Annotated in this window: 16 protein-coding genes and 3 pseudogenes; 11 read left to right on the top strand and 8 right to left on the bottom strand. The window is 64.1% G+C overall.

The genetic code is table 11. The annotated features are described in order from the left end of the window. Window positions 1-6: 6 nt before the first annotated feature. Genes N8A90_RS07770 through N8A90_RS07755 form a run of 4 tightly spaced genes read left to right on the top strand, consistent with a single transcriptional unit; the run spans window position 7 to window position 4,786 of the window. Window positions 7-816, top strand: a complete 810-nt coding sequence (locus tag N8A90_RS07770) for a carbohydrate ABC transporter permease (RefSeq protein ID WP_262074107.1) — start codon at window positions 7-9, stop codon at window positions 814-816. 49 nt (window positions 817-865) lie between these two features. Further along, entirely contained in the window at window positions 866-2,218 is a 1,353-nt protein-coding gene (locus N8A90_RS07765) for an ABC transporter substrate-binding protein (protein WP_262074106.1), read from the top strand. A 14-nt stretch (window positions 2,219-2,232) separates the two neighbouring features. Next, window positions 2,233-3,639, top strand: a complete 1,407-nt coding sequence (locus N8A90_RS07760) for an amidase (protein ID WP_262074105.1) — start codon at window positions 2,233-2,235, stop codon at window positions 3,637-3,639. 46 nt (window positions 3,640-3,685) lie between these two features. Next, window positions 3,686-4,786 carry an ABC transporter ATP-binding protein gene (locus N8A90_RS07755; RefSeq protein WP_262074104.1) on the top strand — a complete coding sequence of 367 codons (1,101 nt, stop codon included), beginning with the start codon at window positions 3,686-3,688 and terminating at the stop codon, window positions 4,784-4,786. Between the two features lie 70 nt (window positions 4,787-4,856). On the opposite strand, the gene N8A90_RS07750 is transcribed toward N8A90_RS07755, so the two are convergent. Next, the gene (locus N8A90_RS07750; RefSeq protein WP_262074102.1) at window positions 4,857-5,072 is read right to left on the bottom strand and encodes a hypothetical protein; all 216 of its coding nucleotides are present in this window, start codon (window positions 5,070-5,072) and stop codon (window positions 4,857-4,859) included. A gap of 390 nt (window positions 5,073-5,462) precedes the next feature. On the opposite strand from N8A90_RS07750, the pseudogene N8A90_RS07745 reads away from it, so the two are divergent. Then, window positions 5,463-5,651, top strand: a pseudogene (locus N8A90_RS07745) (transposase); the annotation flags it as partial. Between the two features lie 97 nt (window positions 5,652-5,748). Here N8A90_RS07745 and N8A90_RS07740 read toward each other — a convergent pair. Next, a complete protein-coding gene (locus tag N8A90_RS07740) occupies window positions 5,749-5,928 on the bottom strand; it encodes a hypothetical protein (RefSeq protein ID WP_262074428.1) in 180 nt (59 codons plus the stop codon). Between the two features lie 578 nt (window positions 5,929-6,506). On the opposite strand from N8A90_RS07740, the gene N8A90_RS07735 reads away from it, so the two are divergent. From N8A90_RS07735 to N8A90_RS07720, 4 genes are all read left to right on the top strand, one after another. Continuing rightward, window positions 6,507-7,163: a TetR/AcrR family transcriptional regulator gene (locus tag N8A90_RS07735; RefSeq protein WP_262074100.1), complete on the top strand. Its 657-nt coding sequence runs from the start codon at window positions 6,507-6,509 to the stop codon at window positions 7,161-7,163. A 96-nt stretch (window positions 7,164-7,259) separates the two neighbouring features. Next, window positions 7,260-8,255, top strand: coding sequence for an ABC transporter substrate-binding protein (locus N8A90_RS07730; RefSeq protein WP_410087653.1), 996 nt, complete (start codon window positions 7,260-7,262; stop codon window positions 8,253-8,255). 11 nt (window positions 8,256-8,266) lie between these two features. Beyond that, complete coding sequence (locus N8A90_RS07725; RefSeq protein WP_262074098.1) at window positions 8,267-9,220, top strand: isopenicillin N synthase family dioxygenase; 954 nt, start codon at window positions 8,267-8,269, stop codon at window positions 9,218-9,220. Window positions 9,221-9,296: 76 nt separating this feature from the next. Then, on the top strand, window positions 9,297-9,686 hold the full coding sequence (locus tag N8A90_RS07720; RefSeq protein WP_262074097.1) for a VOC family protein: 390 nt from the start codon (window positions 9,297-9,299) through the stop codon (window positions 9,684-9,686). A gap of 274 nt (window positions 9,687-9,960) precedes the next feature. On the opposite strand, the pseudogene N8A90_RS07715 reads toward N8A90_RS07720, so the two are convergent. From N8A90_RS07715 to N8A90_RS07695, 5 genes and pseudogenes are all read right to left on the bottom strand, one after another. Beyond that, window positions 9,961-11,115: pseudogene (locus N8A90_RS07715) on the bottom strand (IS1182 family transposase); the annotation flags it as partial. Between the two features lie 30 nt (window positions 11,116-11,145). Beyond that, on the bottom strand, window positions 11,146-11,457 hold the full coding sequence (locus N8A90_RS07710; protein WP_262074096.1) for an HU family DNA-binding protein: 312 nt from the start codon (window positions 11,455-11,457) through the stop codon (window positions 11,146-11,148). 83 nt (window positions 11,458-11,540) lie between these two features. Then, the gene (locus tag N8A90_RS07705) at window positions 11,541-13,091 is read right to left on the bottom strand and encodes a UxaA family hydrolase (RefSeq protein ID WP_262074095.1); all 1,551 of its coding nucleotides are present in this window, start codon (window positions 13,089-13,091) and stop codon (window positions 11,541-11,543) included. Window positions 13,092-13,181: 90 nt separating this feature from the next. Beyond that, on the bottom strand, window positions 13,182-14,327 hold the full coding sequence (locus N8A90_RS07700) for an L-talarate/galactarate dehydratase (protein ID WP_262074094.1): 1,146 nt from the start codon (window positions 14,325-14,327) through the stop codon (window positions 13,182-13,184). A gap of 62 nt (window positions 14,328-14,389) precedes the next feature. Beyond that, window positions 14,390-15,349 carry a Bug family tripartite tricarboxylate transporter substrate binding protein gene (locus N8A90_RS07695; protein ID WP_262074093.1) on the bottom strand — a complete coding sequence of 320 codons (960 nt, stop codon included), beginning with the start codon at window positions 15,347-15,349 and terminating at the stop codon, window positions 14,390-14,392. Between the two features lie 224 nt (window positions 15,350-15,573). Here N8A90_RS07695 and N8A90_RS07690 point away from each other — a divergent pair, with 224 nt between their 5' ends. Both N8A90_RS07690 and N8A90_RS07685 read left to right on the top strand, forming a co-directional pair. After that, window positions 15,574-16,599, top strand: coding sequence for a LacI family DNA-binding transcriptional regulator (locus N8A90_RS07690; RefSeq protein ID WP_262074092.1), 1,026 nt, complete (start codon window positions 15,574-15,576; stop codon window positions 16,597-16,599). Continuing rightward, window positions 16,596-16,700 (top strand): annotated as a pseudogene (locus N8A90_RS07685) (IS5/IS1182 family transposase); the annotation flags it as partial. The gene N8A90_RS07690 and the pseudogene N8A90_RS07685, both read left to right, overlap by 4 nt. Window positions 16,701-16,979: 279 nt before the next feature. On the opposite strand, the gene N8A90_RS07680 reads toward N8A90_RS07685, so the two are convergent. After that, window positions 16,980-17,951 carry an MlaA family lipoprotein gene (locus N8A90_RS07680; RefSeq protein WP_262074091.1) on the bottom strand — a complete coding sequence of 324 codons (972 nt, stop codon included), beginning with the start codon at window positions 17,949-17,951 and terminating at the stop codon, window positions 16,980-16,982. Window positions 17,952-17,980: the final 29 nt, after the last annotated feature.

Raw genomic sequence — 17,980 nt, 5'->3', positions numbered from 1 at the left:
GAAAATATGTTGCTGACCATCCTGCGCCGCACCGTGCTCTGGGCCTTCGCCGTCTGGTGCGTGTTCCCCATCTACTGGCTCTTCAACACCTCGTTGAAGACCACCGTCGATGCGATCGCCCGACCACCGACCTTCCTGTTCAAACCCACGCTCGGCAACTACGCCGAAGTGCTGGCCGACGCGAAGGTGCATGCGTTCCTGACCAACAGCCTAGTGATCGCGCTGGGCACGGTCTTCGTCGGCTTGCTGATCGGCGCGCCCGCGGCCTACGTGCTCGCACGGCACCGTTTTCGCGCGGCCGGCGGCATTGCCTTCTGGATCCTCGCGACGCGCTTCACGCCGCCGATCGCCATGCTGATCCCGTTCTTCATGGTCTTCTACAAGATCGGCCTGCTCGGCACCCATCTGGGGCTGGTGATTGCCCACACGGGGCTGAACCTCGCCATGATCGTCTGGATCATGCGAGGCTTCTTCCAGGACCTGCCGCGCGACCTGGAGGAGGCCGCCTTCATCGATGGTGCCGGCCACTTCAAGACCTTCGTGAAGGTCATCCTGCCGCTCGCCTGGCCGGGCATCGCAGCGGTCGCGATCCTCACCTTCCTGTCGTCATGGAACGAGTTCCTGTTCGCCATGGTGCTGGGCGGCTCCGACATGATGACCGTGCCCGTGGGCATCTACGCCTACATCGGCTTCGAACAGATCGAATGGGGCCATCTGTCCGCCGCCGCCATGCTGATGCTCGCGCCGGTGATCCTGTTCATCCTGCTGTTCCAGCGGCAACTCATCCGCGGCCTCACGCTGGGCGCCGTCAAGTGATCCTTCTCTTTTCCTTCCATTCCAACTCGCAAACCCCAAAGGATTTCCAATGAGCCAGCCCTCGTTCAGTCGTCGTTCCTTTACCGCTTCCATGGTTGCCGGCGCATCGCTCGGCACGATGGGTTTCGGGCCCGCGTCGGCGCTGGCGCAGACCGACATCAAGTCGCAGTACACCTCGGCCAACATGGACTGGAAGCAGGCCGCCGGGCAGACCATCGTGGTGGGCGGCGCCAACCATCCGTGGTCGGCCGCGATCCTGCCCTTGCTGCCGCAGTTCACCGAACTCACCGGCATCAAGGTCACGACCGACTTCCGCTCCGAGACCGAGTTCCTGACCGCGCTGCCGATCAAGCTGGCCGGCGGCAGCCCGAACCCCGATGTCTTCATGTACCTGTCGTACGGCCAGGGCGTGACGGCCGGCTGGCTCGAGCCGCTCGGCGCCTACTACGGTGACAAGAACCTGGTCGACATGGCCTGGTACGACGAGGCCGACGTGCTGAAGACCGCGCGCGACTACCCGGTGTGGCACGATAAGGAACGCTATGCCTTCGCGATCACGTCGGAAGCGCAGACCATGTTCTACAACACGGAACTGCTGCAGGCCAAGGGCCTCGCCGTACCCAAGACCTTCGACGAACTGCTGACCGCCACCAAGGCAATGAAGACCGGCACAACCTCCGGCATCGCGATGCGCGCGAAGGCCGCCGGCAATGCGCTGTTCCCGCTGACCGGCTTCATCTTCTCGCACGGTGGCCACCTCATGCAGAACAACCGCGTGGTGTTCGATTCACCCGAAGCAGTCGCCGGCGTCGACATGTTCACGCGCCTGCTGCGCGAGGCCGGCCCGGTCGGCGTGAGCAACTACGACTGGTACGAGGCGCTCGGCGACTTCATGCAGGGCGCGACCGCGACCAGTTCCGACAGCAGCAACTTCGCCACCGACATCTCGAACCCCGAGAAGAGCAAGGTGGCGGGCAAGACCACCTTTGCGCTGTTCCCGCATCTCGCCGGCAAGCCTTCGCTGCCCAACATGTCGCACTGGCAGGCGGCGATCAATTCCAAGTCGAAGGCCAAAAAGGCCGCCTTCCTGTTCATGGTCTGGGCCACCAGCAAGCCCACCAATCTGCAGGCCTCCGCGCGCGGCCTGGCGACCACGCGCGTGTCGGCCTGGTCCAGCGACCCGTTCAAGAAAGCCTTCGGTGCCCAGGCGGCCGAAGCCGCGCTTGGCAACCTGCAGGCCGCCGATGCCGACCTCGCCAAGCGCGCCCGTTTCCATCCGCAGGCGCCGCAGATCCTGAATGCGCTGGCCATCGGCATGAGCGAGGTGCTGACGGGTATCGACAAGCCGCAGGTCGCGCTGAGCCGCGCCGCGGCCAAGGCCAACGCCGCCATCCGCACGTGAGGGCTGCGCGACCCATGACCGAGCTGTTCCGCCTTTCCGCCACCGAGCTGCTGGAGGGCTTTCGTCGCCGCGATTTCTCGCCGGTGGACGCCACCCGGTCCTGCCTGGACCGCATCGCGCAGGTCGACCCGGTGCTCAATGCCTTCGTCCTGGTGGACGAGGCACGGGCGCTCGTCGATGCGCGCGCGTCGGAGCAGCGCTGGATGAAGGGTGAGCCCCAGGGCTTGGTCGATGGCGTGCCGACGACGATCAAGGACCTCTACGCGACCCAGGGCTGGCCCACGCTCAAGGGCTCGCGCACGGTCGAGCGCGACCAGGCCTGGGACGTCGACTCGCCAGCCGTGGCCCGGCTGCGCGAGCACGGTGCGGTGCTGCTCGGCAAGACCACAACCACCGAGTTTGGCCACAAGGGCGTGGGCGACAGCCCGCTCACCGGCATCACGCGCAACCCTTGGAACACGGACCGCACGCCGGGCGGATCGAGTTGCGGCGCGGCCGTATCCGCCGCCGCCTGCATGGCGCCGCTGAACCTCGGCGGTGATGGCGGCGGGTCGATCCGCATCCCTGCGTCGTTCTCCGGCGTGTTCGGCATCAAGCCGGGTTTCGGCCGGGTGCCGAGCGCACCGGCCGGGCTGATCGGCTCGATGTCGGCGTCCGGCCCCATGACGCGCAGCGTGCGCGACGCCGCCGCGATGCTGCAGGTGCTCTGCGGCGACGATTCGCGCGACTGGATGGCGCTGCCCGATCTGCAGCTCGACCTGCCGGGCTCGCTGGAGCAGGGCGTGGCCGGCCTGCGGATCGCCTACGCGCCGACGCTCGGCGCAGCGCCGGTGAACCCCGAGGTCGCCGCGGCCGTGGCGCGCGGCGCCGACACCTTCCGCGCACTCGGCGCCACAGTCGACACCATCGCCTTCGACCTGCCCGGGGCGCACGAGGTCTACTACGCGATCAACTCGGTCGCCTTCGCGCACACCGTCGCTTCGGTCGACGAGGCCCGGCGCCCGTGGATGGACCAAGGCCTGCGCGTGCTGGCCGCCGACGGTGAGCGACTGTCGTCGGTCGACTATGCGCAGGCCCTGCATCTCGGCCGCAGCAGGATCGGCGCTGCCATGCGCAAGCTGCACGAAACCTACGACCTGCTGGTGCTGCCCGCCGTGCCGATCGTCGCCTTCGATGTCGGCCTGGATTTTCCCGGCGACCGCGGCGGCGAATGGCGTGCCGACTGGACGCCCTTCGCCTTCCCCTTCAACCTCACCGCGCAGCCGGCCTGTTCGATCCCGTGCGGACTCAACAGCGAAGGCATGCCGATCGGCCTGCAGATCGTGGGCCGCCGCCGCGAAGAGGCCCGCGTGCTGGCGGCCGCTCGCGCCTATGAGAGCACGCGGCCGTGGGTGATGCCCGACTTCAACTTCAAGCGCTGAGCAGTCGCTCCAGCGCCGACATCCAGATTCCGGAGAAAACGCCCCCATGACCCAGGTCACCATCCAAAACGTCGTCAAGGACTACGAAACCTACCAGGCCGTCCGCGGCGTGAACCTCGACATCGCACCGGGCGAGTTCCTCGTGCTGGTGGGGCCGTCGGGCTGCGGCAAGTCGACCATACTGCGCATGATCGCGGGCCTGGAGGACATCAGCTCCGGCGAGATCCAGATCGGCGATCGCGTCGTCAACGACGTGCCGCCACGCGACCGCGACATCGCGATGGTGTTCCAGAACTACGCGCTGTATCCGCACATGAGTGTGTACGACAACATGGCCTTCGGCCTGCAACTGCGCAAGCTGCCCAAGGCGGAGATCGAGCCGCGCGTGACCAAGGCCGCGAAGATTCTCGACCTGACCTCGCTGCTCGACCGCAAGCCACGTGCTTTGTCGGGCGGGCAGCGGCAGCGCGTGGCGATGGGCCGGTCGATCGTGCGCGATGCCAAGGTCTTCCTCTTCGACGAACCGCTGTCGAACCTCGACGCCAAGCTGCGCGTTCACATGCGCACCGAGATCAAGAAGATCCACCAGACCGTGCGCACCACGACGATCTACGTCACGCACGACCAGGTTGAGGCCATGACGCTGGCCGACCGCGTGGTTGTCATGAACCATGGCGTGATCGAGCAGGTGGGCACCCCGCAGGCGCTGTACCGCAATCCGGTCAATCGCTTTGTCGCCGGCTTCATCGGATCGCCAGCCATGAATTTCCTGCCGTGCATGCTGGCATCCGGCGGCGAAGGTCTGGTACTGCGGCTGCCTGACGGCCAAGTCCTGCCGGTGCCGGCCAGTCGTACGGCTCGTTACGCGGCACAGGCGAGCACCTCGCTCGAACTGGGGCTGCGGCCGGAACACCTTACGAACGTCGGTGGTGAAGGCCTGCGCGACGGGGCCGCGAAAGTGAATGCGCTAGTCGAAGTGGTCGAGCCGATGGGCTCCGAGACCCTGCTGCACGCGCGCATCGGTCAGGTGCTCGTCATCGCAAAGTTCGATGCCGATCTGGACGTCGCGCCCGGACAGACCGTGCAGCTGGCCGCCAACCTGAGCCACATGCACCTCATCGACAAGGAGAGCGGCCGCGTGATTTGAATGACGCACCGGCCGGCGATGGGCGCGCGCCCTGCCCGGAACGTCATGCCTGGCACGCGCTGCGCCCGTATCAAAGAATGATGTTGTTCTTCGGTCGCAGCAACGGCAGCAGGTCGGTGTCGCCGAGCAACTCGCGCGTCTCGACTTCGATCATACGGCCGATCTGCGCGATGGGCACGTCGTTGGCGCCGCCTTCAAACGGGTTCTCGGCGCTGGCGCCGACCTGTTCGAGCATGGTGTACATCCACGAGATCATCACGCCGAAGGGGATCACGAGCCACACCATGTGGCGCTTCATCCAGCCGTCGGCGATGGCGTTGAGCGCGTCGATTCCTTGAGCAATCCGAAACGCAGACGAAGCGGATGAAGAGCGTGGTGATGATGGCGTAGCCGCATCGATACCGGCTTGGTGCTCGATGCAATGGTGATGGCCTTGTGGTGACGTCACGGGGCTCCAGCAGACTCGAATCTCTCGCATCCCGCTGAGCTTATCGAAGCGACTCGGCGGTATTCATGTACCCGCGCACGGTCCAGGCGTTTTGGCCGGCCCGCGCGCGTCGTGAGGGCTTTGCCGCTGATCCCAAGCGCCCAGCCCAACCCGCTGAATAGGTGCGAAGTTGGGGAGTCGTCACCCAGATTTCTCCGAAAAGGTGGAAGATGAAATCGGAGGTGTTTCATGGGAACGAGAAGGCAATTCAGCCGAGAGTTCAAGCTTGAAGCAGTCAAGCTGGTGAAGGAGCGAGGTGTGGCAGTGGCGCAGGCTGCACGAGACCTTGAGGTGCACGAGAACGTGCTGCGCAAGTGGATACGCGATGCGGCGGTCGACCCGCAGCATGCATTCCCCGGGCAAGGGGTCATGAGGCCTCGGTCTTGAATTCTTCGAGGTATCTCTGCTTGCTCACGGCACCTCCTATTGGACCTCAGGTTTGAGGCTCAGAGGTGTCTAGAAAATCCGGGGCGATTCAGGCATCGGCTAGGAACACGCTGCTCTGCTCGTCGGCGAACAGGTCGCGGCGCACACTGCCTCCCGCCTGCTCGTAAACGTCCAGCCTGACGAAGCGCGCCACCGGGTCACGGCCCGCGTCGATTTCCTCCTGCGTCAGGTGATCTCGCAGCGCATCCGGGCTGCTGTAGGGAGGCACAGTTAGTGCGCCTCGCTCAGGGCTATTGAGCTAAGCGGATCGAAGTCGGTAAGCGTTTCCCACGAGGGGGTCGCTGTCGCATCCTCCGGCCGGCCGCCTTCGGCCAAAACTTCCGATGGGGTGCCCAGGAGCCTGTCGCTGCGAAGCCATGACGGGGTCGACTTGCCACTGACCGATTGATTGAAAGGGATCGAGGATTTGAGCGTTCAGGTGTAGACGATGGTCCGGATGAAGCCGCAAATGTCTCCTGCGCATCACAGCGCGTCCAAAAGCGTGGCTCTCCGCTCCGTCTGACCAATGCGTGCAGCGCCGACCTTCGGGACGGGATGGACTGCGTAGAGAAGCGTGAACTGCACCGAGACGTTCTAGTTCAACGACACCAAAGACCGAGATACTCTGCGCTTGACAAAACGGTCCGATCAGAGCATCGGACATTGACGCAATCGAACGCCTGGTTCAGATGGTGCGAAGCGCGGCGCGCAAGTGACCCTTTGCAGACTTGGCGTCAGCGCGCTTGGGATTTCCAGATCGAGACGGCCCACGGCTAGGATGTCAGCCGTTCTCTCGAGCCGACACGTATGCCGCCAGCCACAGCCTCCTCCAAGACCAGCACAGCGCCGCGCAAGCGGCACCGCGAATCGCGCGACATCAATCTGGAGCGCATAAGGGCCGCGGCTGTCGCAGAGTTCAGCCTGCATGGCTTGCGAGGCGCGACGACGGACGCCATAGCACACCGCGCGGGCATGACGCGCCCGCAGCTGCATTACTACATTGCCGGCAAAGAAGAACTCTACGAAGAGCTGCTCCAGTCCGTGCTGGCGCAGTGGGCCGAGGACAAGTTCGACCACGCGAGCGACGACCCGGAGGCCGTCCTGCGCAAGTACATCGCGGACAAGGTTCGGCACGCTTCGGAACAGCCTGAGTTGGCGCGCATGTTCGGCCTTGAAATGTTGAGCGGCGCACCGAACCTGGAGAAATACTGGCCCAGCGCCGTCCAGATCACAAAGGCAATGGCAAAGACCATCGAACGGTGGATCCGTGAGGGCCGCATGAGAAAGGTCAACGCGCATTTGCTGCTGATGAACATCTGGGCCATGAGCAGCCATTACGCGTTTTTCGCAGTGCAGGTACAGGTAATGTCCGATGCATCTCCGCGCGTGAAGATGGATCCTGAGGAAATCAGGCGCGAGATCACGAACTTGGTGCTCGCTGGCTGCGGCTTCGCCCTGACCTAGTGCCTTGACGCCTTGAGGTGGCGGTGTGAAGGGTCGAAATGCAGGCATTTAACTTGCTTATTCTGACTATTCAGTCAAACTAACCGTCAGGAACCGATCGTGAACCACTCCTCTTTCCGAGCGTCCGACGTAGCCGGGCTGGCCATCGCATTGCTTGCCAGCTTGCCGGCACAGGCCGAAGAGCCATTTGTCTTCATGACGAACTGGTACGGACAGGCCGAGCACGGCGGCTACTACCAGGCACTCACCACGGGTCTGTACAAGGAGGCCGGGCTTGACGTGACCATCAAAATGGGTGGTCCGCAGGTCAATACGCTGCAGCTGCTGGCCGCCGGCCAAGCCGACTGCATCATGGGCTCCTCCGACATCCAGGTACTCAAGATTCGCGAACAGGGCGTGCCAGCTGTCACCGTGGCTTCAGTGTTTCAGAAGGACCCGCAGGGCATCGTTGCGCACACCGATGTGAAGAAGCTTGAGGAGCTCAAGGGCAAGACGATTCTCATCGGCACAGCGGGCCGGAGCACCTACTGGCCGTGGCTCATCGCGAACTACGGGCTGAAGGAAGACCAGGCCCGGCCATACACCTTCAATCTCCAGCCGTTCATCGCCGACGCGAACACCGCAGTGCAGGGCTACGCAACGTATGACCCCTACGCCACGAATAAAGCGGGCGTGGACATCAGCTTCCTGCTCTTCTCCGATGCCGGCTGGCCTCCATATGCCAACACGGTGGTGTGCATGGAAAACACCATCAAGACAAAGCCGAAGGCCGTTGCCGCGTTCGTGAAGGCGTCCATGATGGGGTGGAAGAGCTACCTCGGCAGCGATCGTTCAGCGGCCAACGCCATGATCAAGAAGGACAACCCTCAGATGACGGACGGGCAAATGGACTTCGCTGTGAGCGTCATGAAAGAGCGCGGATTGGTTTTTGGCGGTGATGCCTCCAAGAGCGGAATCGGCACGATCACGGAAGCGCGCCTGAAGCAGACCTACGACTTTCTGACTGGCGCCAAGCTGATTAATCCGTCGAGGGTGGACTTGCAGAAGTCCTACGACCTGCAGTTCGTACAGAACCTGAAGGTCATGCCTTGAGGAGCACAGTCGTGACGTCTTATTTGCCGATCATCGATCTGACGGCCGCGAAAGCCGGTGAGGCGAAGGCCCTCGCGGAGACCGCCTATGCCATCGACGCAGTGTGCCGCGAACACGGATTCTTCTACGTTGTGGGCCATGAGATTCCGCAGGCGCTCGTCGACAGCATGTTCGCCCGCTCCACGTCGTTTTTCAGCCTGTCCGAAGACGTAAAGCAGAAATCGCACGTTCGAAACTCGCCGTACCGACGCGGCTACGAGTCATTGGGACACCAAAGTCTGGACCCCGGGAAGCCCTCAGACTTGCTTGAAGCGTTCAACATCGGACTGAATTTCGACCCGGGCGCGGAAGGTGCGCCACGGCGGGGCCCCAACCAATGGCCAGATGCTGACATTGCGCCCGGCCTCGCCGATACGGCAACTCGCTATATGCAAGCGCTGGAGAGTCTTGCTCGACAGCTGATGCGCCTGATGGCGATCGGACTAGGGCTGCCAGGCGAATATTTCGAAGCCTCGATGAAAAGCCCAGTGCCCACACTGCGATTGCTCCACTATCCCCCTCAGCCGGCGATCGCGGAGCCCGATCAACTGGGCTGTGGTGCCCACACAGACTGGGGTGCGCTCACACTCCTGGCCCAAGACGCATGCGGTGGCTTGCAGGTTGCCGACGCGGAAGGGCGATGGCACGAGGTGCAGCCCATCGAAGGCAGCTTCATCGTGAATCTGGGAGACCTGATGGCGCGCTGGACGAACGATGCGTATCGATCGACAGTGCACCGGGTCATCAACCGCGTGAGCGGCCGAGACAGATACTCGTTGCCTTACTTCTTCGACATCGACTACTTCAGCCAGGTGAGTGCTTTGCCCGGCTGCTATGGCGAGACAAACCCGCCGAAGTACCCGACCGTGACCGCTGGCGAGCATCACCAAGAGAAGATGCGGCAGGCGCGCGAGGGGTATCGATGAGCGTAGCTTGCACAAGACGATCAAGCCAACGATGCCGCGCCGTGGGCATCGGCTTCGCGCACGCGGAGATCTCACCGTGAAACTCTGGTTCAACCTTCTCTGCAAGGACATCGAGGCGCAAAAGGAGTTCTATCGCAAGCTTCTTGGTTTGGTCGAAATCTCAGAAAGCCGGACAGCCATCTACCGCGCTTTGGACGGCCCCCATTTCCAGCTCGGCTTCAATGCGCATGCGGCCTATACGCTTTTGAATCTTGAGCCGCCGGCTGCATCCGTTGGGGCATTGCGGATCTCGAGCTTTCCGACATTTGTGTTAGACGAACCGTTGAAGGTGGATGCAACCTACTTGACGGCCGTCGAGCTCGGCGCCACCGCGCTGAAGGAACCCTTTGATTCACACTATGGCCAACGTCAGATGGTGCTTGCCGACCCCGAGGGAAACGTGCTCCGCTTGGCCGCTGCTGCTTGACCTTGATGGACGAAGGCGGCGTGACGAAATTTCGACTCAACAAGGCCGGTCAACGCACACGAACATCATCTGATCGACCGCTGTAGCGAGTTACATACGGCGGCTTCGGGCCGAGGCTGTGTGTAAGTAAACGCCTTCGGCGAACACCTATACGGAGTACGCACGTTGTGAGTTGCGCGATGGGCCTCACAGGACATTCAGCAAGCGGTCGACCGCGCCTGATGCTCCCTTGGAACGCTGCACGACGCTGGCCACGCCCCACAGAAGAGGTCCAAGCCCCCACCAGCCGCATCGCCCGCATTGTTCCTGCAACGCCCAAGATTCTCATCACCCGTTTGAGGTTGTCAGCAAGCACGTGAAGACTCATCTCCGTCCCGACGTGTTCCATATTCGTCATCAGGAAGTGCGTGGAGCCCATCCAGTGCTTCAGCGTGCCGAACACATGCTCGATGGTCGCGCGTCGCAACGTCATCGCATCGGGCTTGCGGTCCAAGCGCTGCTGCATACGATCGATCACGGCTTCATGTTCCCAGCGGCGAATCCGTCGGGCGGATGAAGTCGTGCACTGAGCCTTCAGCGCGCAACCTGGACAGGCATTGGGCCAGTAGAGGCGAAGGTCCAGGTTGTCCTCCCACCTGCTGAACCGGTAGATGGCTCGCTCACCGGCAGGGCACAGGTACTCATCGTCCTTTGCGATGTAGATGAAGTCGGCCTTGCCGAAGCGACCATGCGCCTTCGCGTTGGAGGTCATTGGCTTGGGAACGAAGGCAGTGATTCCTGCATCCTCGCAGGCCTTGATCTCCAGGCTGTTGAAGTACCCGCGGTCGGCGAAGGTCTGCAGCTTGGTCTTGCCCATGGCCTCGCGTGCAGCCACTGCCATTCTGGTGAGCTGAGTTCGATCGTTGCCGATGTTCGTGACCTCGTGGGCGACGATGAGGTGGTGCTTGCCCTCGACTGCCGTCTGCACGTTGTAGCCGACCAGACCTGTGCTCTTGCCGGACTGAAGCATCGAGCGCGAATCAGGATCGGTCAGTGAGCGCTGTTGACCTGGTTCGCTCTTGAGCTGCTCCTTGGTCTCGTCAAGTTGCCGCATCCGTTCGCGCAGCTTGCCGATCTTCTCCTGCAGGCGATCGGTCCTGGCTTCGAGGTCGGCGGGCTGGACGCGGTCCGCGGTTTCCAGTGCGTCGAGGTAGCGCTGAATGCTCTGCTCGATCTGCTCCTTGCGAGCATCGATCTTGCCCGGCGAGAAGTTGCGATCGCGGCTGTTGACGGCCTTGAACTTGCTGCCGTCGATGGCGACCACGGCCTGAGAAAAGAGCTTCATTTGCCGGCACAGCACGATGAAGCTGCGGCACACGTTGCGAATGCCTTTGCCGTTGTCACGGCGGAAGTCGGCGATGGTCTTGAAGTCCGGTGTCAGGCGGCCGGTCCGGGCGGCTTGTGGATAGGGCTCGGCAGTTTACCTACCCGCCTTCTCGGCCTTGCGCTTAGCGGCCTTCGGATCCACCACGGCTTTGAACTTCGCGCCGGCCACGAACTTGGGCACGGTGGATGCGGGAATCTTGATGGCAGCGCCCGTGGCAGGGTTTTTGCCGGCGCGCGCGGCGCGCTTGGCGGACTTGAAGGTGCCGAATCCGACCAGCTGCACGGCATCGCCCTTCTTCACGGTGGTCTGGATGGTCTCGATCAGCGTGTCGAGCACGGCATTGGCGGCCGTCTTGGACAGATCATTCTTGGAGGCGAGGATTTCAACGAGTTCAGCGCGATTCATAGCTGCAAAGTGAAGGAGGATAGAGGAACCTAGTTTATATCCGAGGCAGTACGCTGTCCCTTTTGAGGCCAAGCAGGATAGGCTCAGCATGAAAAGCAATGCCTGAATTTTCCCGGTCTCGCCATCCCTGCCACCGATGAGCTTCTCGCCGACATCATGGAAGCGTAATGCTGGACCTGCCGTCGCGCTTTGCCGTTGCACAGGAGACAACCCCGGCTGCATTTATCAAGATGCGGAGTTGGCTCTTTGGATACGATCCAACTGCGATGGATCAGGGACATCATCGTCAGGATGTCGAGTGCATCCTGTTCTGACATGGGCCAGTTCGTTTTGGCAGCTTGGGCCAACGGGTTGCGCACAGCCCTGGCCGGCGTGGCGGCGTAGAGCAGGCCCTTCTGCTTCGCCTTGTCGCCCGGCGACACCACGCCCGAGATCGGCGCGCTGCCGCTCTTGACGATCGAGCCCATTGCCTTCTCGACGATGTTCGAGAGGCCGCCCTTCTTGTTGCCGGGCGTGGTGTTGGCGCTGCGGTCGACGCGCCCCTTGTCCAGGTAGGCGTCGTACCAGGCCATCTCGCGGATCATGGCGTCGGCCACGGCCGGCGTGGTGGCGCGCGAGGTGAGCTGGTCGATGCCGTCGCGCACCTCGGTCACTTCCGAGAACATCACGGTGGCGCCGGCGCGCACCAAGAGGTCGGTGCAGAAGCCCACGGCCGGGTTGGCGGTCACGCCCGAGAAGGCGTCGCTGCCGCCGCACTGCACGCCGACCACCAGCTCGCTGGCGGGCACGGTTTCACGCCTACGCGCGTTGAGGCGTTCGAGGTGCTCCTCGGCCTGCCGCAGGATCGAATCGATCATCGACATGAAACCGACGTGCGCATCGTCCTGCAGGCAGACCACGTCGAGCGGGCTCTCTGCGCTGACGCCGACATCGGCCACGTTGCGTTCGTCGACCAGGGGGATCGAGCCCGGCGGCAACAGGCGCTCGGGCTGCAGCTTCTCGCAGCCCAGGCTGATCACCATCACCTCGCCGCCGAAGTTCGGGTTGAGGCTGATGTTGCGCAGCGTGCGGATCGGGATAACGGCGTCGGGCGCGTCGATGGTCACGCCGCAGCCATAGCTGTGCGACAGGCCCACCACGTCGTCGACGTTCGGGTACCTGGGCAGCAGCTCGGCCTTGATGCGCTGCACCGCGAAGTCGACCACGCCGGCCACGCACTGCACCGTCTGCGTGATGGCCAGGATGTTGCGCGTGCCCACCGAACCGTCGAGGTTGCGGTAGCCCTCGAAGGTGTAGCCCTCCAGCGGCGCCATCTCCGGCGGCTTGACGGTGGCAATGGGCAGGCCGACCAGCTCGCGCGCCGCGGGCATCTGCAGCAGGCGCTCGTGCACCCAGCTGCCGGCGGGAATGGGCTTGAGCGCATAGCCGATTGGCACGTTGTAGCGCCGCACGACGCCACCCTCGGCGATGTCCTCGAGCGCCACCTTGTGCGCCTGCGGCACCTTGTCGACCAGCGTCAGCCCCGACGCCAGCACGGTGCCCGCCGGCAGGCCCCCGTCGTTGGCGACGATGGCGACGTTGTCGGCCGCATGCATCTTGATGTGCAGTGGCGGTGAAGCGCTTGTTTCATTCATGGGAATCTCTCCGTTGAACGCCGGTCCGGCACGGTCGGCGTGGTGCGCCGGACGGCCTTCGAAAACGGCGGTCGGTCCGGGGTTGCCGGCTCAGGGGCGCTTGCCGGTTTCGGCGGTCTCGCGCGTCCAGGCCCGGGCCTGCTCGCTGAGGCTCAGCCCGAGGCCGGGCCGTGTCGGGACGAGCATGCGGCCGTCCTTGATCTCGAGGCGCTCGTTGAAGAGCGGCTCCAGCCAGTCGAAATGCTCGACCCAGGGCTCGCTCGCATAGACCGCGCCGAGGTGCACATGCAGTTCCATCGCGAAATGCGGGCCTAGGCTCAGGCCGGCATGCTCGGCCTGGGCGGCGATCTTCAGGAACGGCGTGATGCCGCCGACGCGCGGGGCGTCGGGCATCAGGTAGTCGGCGGCACGGTGGCGAATCAGTTCGCCGTGTTCGGCGGCGCTGGTGAGCATCTCGCCCGTCGCGATGGGCGTGTCGAAGGCGGCGGCCAGCGCGGCGTGGCCTTCGAAATCGTAGGCGTCGAGCGGTTCCTCGATCCACACCAAGTCGAACTCCTCGAACACGCGGCACATGCGCTGCGCGGTCGGACGGTCCCACTGCTGGTTGGCGTCGACCATGATCGGCACGTGATCGCCCAGGTGCTTGCGTACCGTTTCGACCCGGCGGATGTCCAGGGCGCGATCGGGCTGGCCGACCTTGAGCTTGATGCCGCCGATGCCGCGCGCGATCGAGGCGCCGGCATTCACCACCAGTTGCTCTATCGGCGTGTGCAGGAAGCCTCCCGAGGTGTTGTAGCAGCGCACCGAGTCGCGCTGCGAGCCCAGCAGCTTCGACAGCGACAGGCCGGCACGGCGCGCCTTCAGGTCGTACAGCGCCACGTCGAAGGCGCCGATGGCCTGCACCGCCATGCCGCTGCGGCCGACCGAGGCACCGGCCCAGCTGAGCTTGGTCCAGAGCTTGGAGATGTCGCTCGGGTCTTCGCCGATCAAGGCGGGCGCGATCTCCTTGGCGTGCGCGAACTGGCCGGGGCCGCCCGCGCGCTTGGAATAGCTGAAGCCCAGCCCGCGGTGCCCGTCCTTGGTCTCGATCTCGGCGAACAGCATCGCGATCTCGGTCATCGGCTTCTGCCGGCCGGTGAGCACCTTGGCGTCGCTGATCGGGTTGGCCAGCGGCAGGTAGCAGGAAGAGAGTCGAACCCAGGCGATGCTGTCGCCGGACGCAGATGCGGTCGTCATGTGTGGTCTTTACGGAAGCGCGGGATGGGACAACGGGGGCACGCCGTGCCCCCTTCTTTCACTCACTCGATCGTGATCTTTCCGGTGTCGATCACCTGCTTCCAGCGGGCGTATTCCTTCTGCTGGAACTCGGCGAACTGGGCCGGCGTGTTGGCGACCATCTCGAAGCCGATCGACGTGAACTGGTCCTTGACCTTCGGGTCGTTGAGCGCCTCGACGAAGGCCGCGTGGGCCTTGTCGCGCACGGCGGGCGACAGGCCCTTGGGCGCGACGATGGCCTGCCAGGACGCCACCTCCACGTTCTTGACGCCGGCTTCAGCCAGGGTCGGAACGTCGGGGAAGATCGGCGAGCGCTTCGGGCTCGTGATGGCCAGCGCGCGCATCTTGCCGCCCTTGATGTACTGCGCCACCGAATTGACGTTCTGGAACGAGGCATCGACCTGCCCGCCCATCAGGTCGGTGTGGGCCGGCGCGCCGCCCTTGTACGGCACGTGGATGCCCTGGGTGCCGGTCTGCTGCCAGAACAGCTCGGCCGTCAGGTGGTCGCTCGAACCGTTGCCGGCCGACGCGAAGGTCATCTTGCCGGGGTTGGCCTTCTCGTAGGCGATCACGTCGGCCACGCTCTTGTGCGGCGAATTGGCCGGCACCACGAGGATGTTGGGCGAGGCCACCGCAACGGTGATCAGGTCGAAATCTTTCAGCGCGTCGTACTGCAGGCCTTTGATCAGGTGCGGCACGATGACCAGCGGCCCCAGCGACGTGACGAGGAAGGTCGCGCCGTCCGGTGCGGCCCGCTTGACCAGCGTCGCACCGATGGTGCCCGTGGCGCCGGCCCGATTGTCGATGAGGAACGATTGCTTGAACTTCTCGGTGAGCCGGGGGGCGATCGCCCGCGCCACCTGGTCGGTCGAGCCGCCGGGCGGGAACGGAACAACCAGCGTGACCGCCTTGTCGGGCCAGGCCTGAGCTTGCGCGGCCAAGACGGCAACGCCGAGCGCGAGGGCGGTCAAAAGTCTTTTCATGATGTCTCCTGTTCGAGGGACGCCGGCAGCGGCTGGAAGCCACGGACGACCGGGTCACCCATCGCATTCGCAGCCGACCCCGGCTCTGTGGAGGAGAAATGATATCGTTGTCATTTTAGCGATCAAGGCGATTTTCTTCGGGGTTTTCCCGGGCTTTGCGGGGTTTGCTATCGTTGTCGCCAGCGCGTGTCGAGCCGACGGCCCGCGCCCTTCCAGAACCTCCCATGAACGCTGACTCCCCCGCCAAGCCGGCGACGCTGCACGACGTTGCCAAGGCCGCGGGCGTGTCCCTCATCACCGCCTCGCGCGCCCTGAGCAATCCGGGCATCGTCTCGGACAAGACCATCGCCAAGGTGCAGGCTGCTGCCGAGGCCACGGGCTACATCCCCAACCTGCTGGCAGGCGGGCTCAAGTCCAAGCGCAGCCTGATGGTCGCCGGCATCGTCCCATCGCTGAGCGTGTTGCAATTTCTTCCAACGGTGCAGACCCTGACGAACGAACTGGCCGCTGCCGGCTACCAGCTCATCCTCGGCCAGACGCAGTACGACCCCGCGGTCGAGGAGTCGGTGCTCAACACCATGATCGGACGCCAGCCCGACGGCATCGTGATCACGGGCCTGGTGCGATCGCAACGGGCGCGGGACCGCCTGCGTCGCTCCGGCATTCCGGTCGTCGAGACCTGGGACCTGACCGACCAACCGATCGACATGCTCGTCGGCTTCTCGCACCGCAAGGTCGGCGAGGCCGTGGGCGCCTATTTCATGGGAAAGAAGTGGCAGCACATCGGCGTCGCCAGCGGCGACGACCTGCGCGCCCGCATGCGCCGCGAGGGCTTCCTGGCCGCGCTGGGCCGCGAGGTGCCCACTGCGCTCGTGCCCGCGCCCAGCAGCCTGGAGCGTGGGCGCCTTGCGCTCGTGGAGCTGCTGGCGTCGGACCCGAAGCTCGAGGCCGTGTGCTGCAGCTCGGACCAGTTGGCGCATGGCGTGATGGTCGAAGCCATGGCGCGCGGCATGCGCGTTCCCGGAGACCTCGCAGTTTGCGGCTTTGGCAATGCCGACTTCGGCGCGCACATGCTGCCGTCGATTTCTACGGTGCACGTGGACGGCCCCGAGATCGGCCGCTTGGCCGCCCGTCTGATCGTCGACCGCTGCCGCCAAGCACCTATCTCAAAGCGAGTGATCGACGTCGGTTTCCGGATGATCGAGCGTCAGAGCACTGCGGGCATTGGAACTTCATCAGGCAGGACATGAGCCAACGCAGCGTTGCCAGCGCCGAGTAAACGTTGAAGAAGAAGCGCACGCGGCGCGAGAAGTCCCTCGCCGAAATGGAACGCGTCGTGCATTGGTCGCGATCTCCGGCAGCTTCGCAGGGTGCAGAACATAAGCCCGTCCAAAGGGGCAGATAGGCGCAGGTACTTTCGCCCCCTGGTCATCATGCAGCAGGGTCGTTCGCCCTGCCCCCGCCGATCGGTCGTCTTGCTCAGCATTCGTTACGGCCCAATCCCTGGCGGGACCGCTGTGCTCTGCCATGCGAAGCATGAAGCCGCCTGCTGTGCGGCCGTCGTGCGGCGAGTTCCTTGGCCTGAGTGCGGATTGGCTCCAAGGCGACATCGATCACATCGGCTTCCCGATCAGTTGTGGTTCTGGCTCAGATCCTGTTCTATCTGCCGATTGCGTCGTTGCGCCCAGGCATCGCGCACGAAGGTGTAGTCGTCGAACGCGTCCTTTCGGACTGGGTCTAGGGGAAGCATACGGGCGCGGCCATCGACCATTTGCATGATCTGCAGCTTGTCCGCGATGCTTGATTTGTCGATCTGACCGATCGGCGACAGCGCTTGGTCACCAACGATGGCGACGGTGTCGCGTACCGTGCGTGGCCCGAGCAGCGGCACCACGAGGTAACGGGAGTCGCTCCATCCCCAGGTCGCCAGCGTCTGGCCGAAGTCCTCGCCATCGCGCTTGGGCATGCCGATATGTGTGGCCGGGTCGAACACGCCCGCGATGCCTGCCGTGGAATTGACGACGAACCGCCCGAGCGACTGTCCGGCTTGGCTTGGTCGACCTTGTAGCGCCTGGTTGACGGCGGTGAGGGGCAAGCGAAGGTTTCCGAAGAAGCTCGATACGCCAGATTGCACGGGTGCGGGCGTGATCTTGTCATAGCCCATGGCCACGGGCCGCAGCACGAAACGATCGAGCATGCTGTTGAACCCGTGCACCTTGCGATTGAACCCCTCCCACGGGTCGCGCACGGGTGGCTTCGCGTACAGCGCCTCGTCGTCCTTCTCGGCTTGCGTCATCGGCCCGGGCGCATTCACATTGGCCATCGATGCCGGCGCGGAGGCACCCGCATGCGACAGGCTGATCTCCCCGATGGCTCCGTTGACCGTGCTGTCTTGGTCAGCAGCGGGTGTGCTCTGTGCAGGCGGAGGCACGATGTTCGTTGATGGCGCTGGCACCACGACCGCTGAGGCCACCCACGTGACGGATGTGGAAGGTCGTGTGTTGTCCGGCTCAGCGGCAGGTCGCTGCTTGACTGCGTCGTTGGCGCATGCGCTGGTGCCTAGCACGATCGCCGCCAGCGCGATGGTAGAGATGGTTTTCATCTTGAGATCTCCTTGGCCATGGGCGGTAG

The organism is Variovorax sp. N23, from assembly GCF_025486315.1.
In the GTDB taxonomy this organism is placed as follows: domain Bacteria; phylum Pseudomonadota; class Gammaproteobacteria; order Burkholderiales; family Burkholderiaceae_C; genus Variovorax.
Note: the sequence above shows the minus strand (reverse complement) of the source record. Positions and strands in the feature narration are given on the sequence as shown.

Bases quoted from the DNA above. Each gene is read 5' to 3' on its own strand.
- N8A90_RS07770 (WP_262074107.1), top strand. From the start codon at position 7: ATGTTGCTGACCATCCTGCGCCGCACCGTGCTCTGGGCCTTCGCCGTC.
- N8A90_RS07765 (WP_262074106.1), top strand. From the start codon at position 866: ATGAGCCAGCCCTCGTTCAGTCGTCGTTCCTTTACCGCTTCCATGGTT.
- N8A90_RS07760 (WP_262074105.1), top strand. From the start codon at position 2,233: ATGACCGAGCTGTTCCGCCTTTCCGCCACCGAGCTGCTGGAGGGCTTT.
- N8A90_RS07755 (WP_262074104.1), top strand. From the start codon at position 3,686: ATGACCCAGGTCACCATCCAAAACGTCGTCAAGGACTACGAAACCTAC.
- N8A90_RS07750 (WP_262074102.1), bottom strand. From the start codon at position 5,072: ATGGTGTGGCTCGTGATCCCCTTCGGCGTGATGATCTCGTGGATGTAC.
- N8A90_RS07735 (WP_262074100.1), top strand. From the start codon at position 6,507: ATGCCGCCAGCCACAGCCTCCTCCAAGACCAGCACAGCGCCGCGCAAG.
- N8A90_RS07710 (WP_262074096.1), bottom strand. From the start codon at position 11,457: ATGAATCGCGCTGAACTCGTTGAAATCCTCGCCTCCAAGAATGATCTG.
- N8A90_RS07705 (WP_262074095.1), bottom strand. From the start codon at position 13,091: ATGAATGAAACAAGCGCTTCACCGCCACTGCACATCAAGATGCATGCG.
- N8A90_RS07700 (WP_262074094.1), bottom strand. From the start codon at position 14,327: ATGACGACCGCATCTGCGTCCGGCGACAGCATCGCCTGGGTTCGACTC.
- N8A90_RS07695 (WP_262074093.1), bottom strand. From the start codon at position 15,349: ATGAAAAGACTTTTGACCGCCCTCGCGCTCGGCGTTGCCGTCTTGGCC.
- N8A90_RS07690 (WP_262074092.1), top strand. From the start codon at position 15,574: ATGAACGCTGACTCCCCCGCCAAGCCGGCGACGCTGCACGACGTTGCC.
- N8A90_RS07680 (WP_262074091.1), bottom strand. From the start codon at position 17,951: ATGAAAACCATCTCTACCATCGCGCTGGCGGCGATCGTGCTAGGCACC.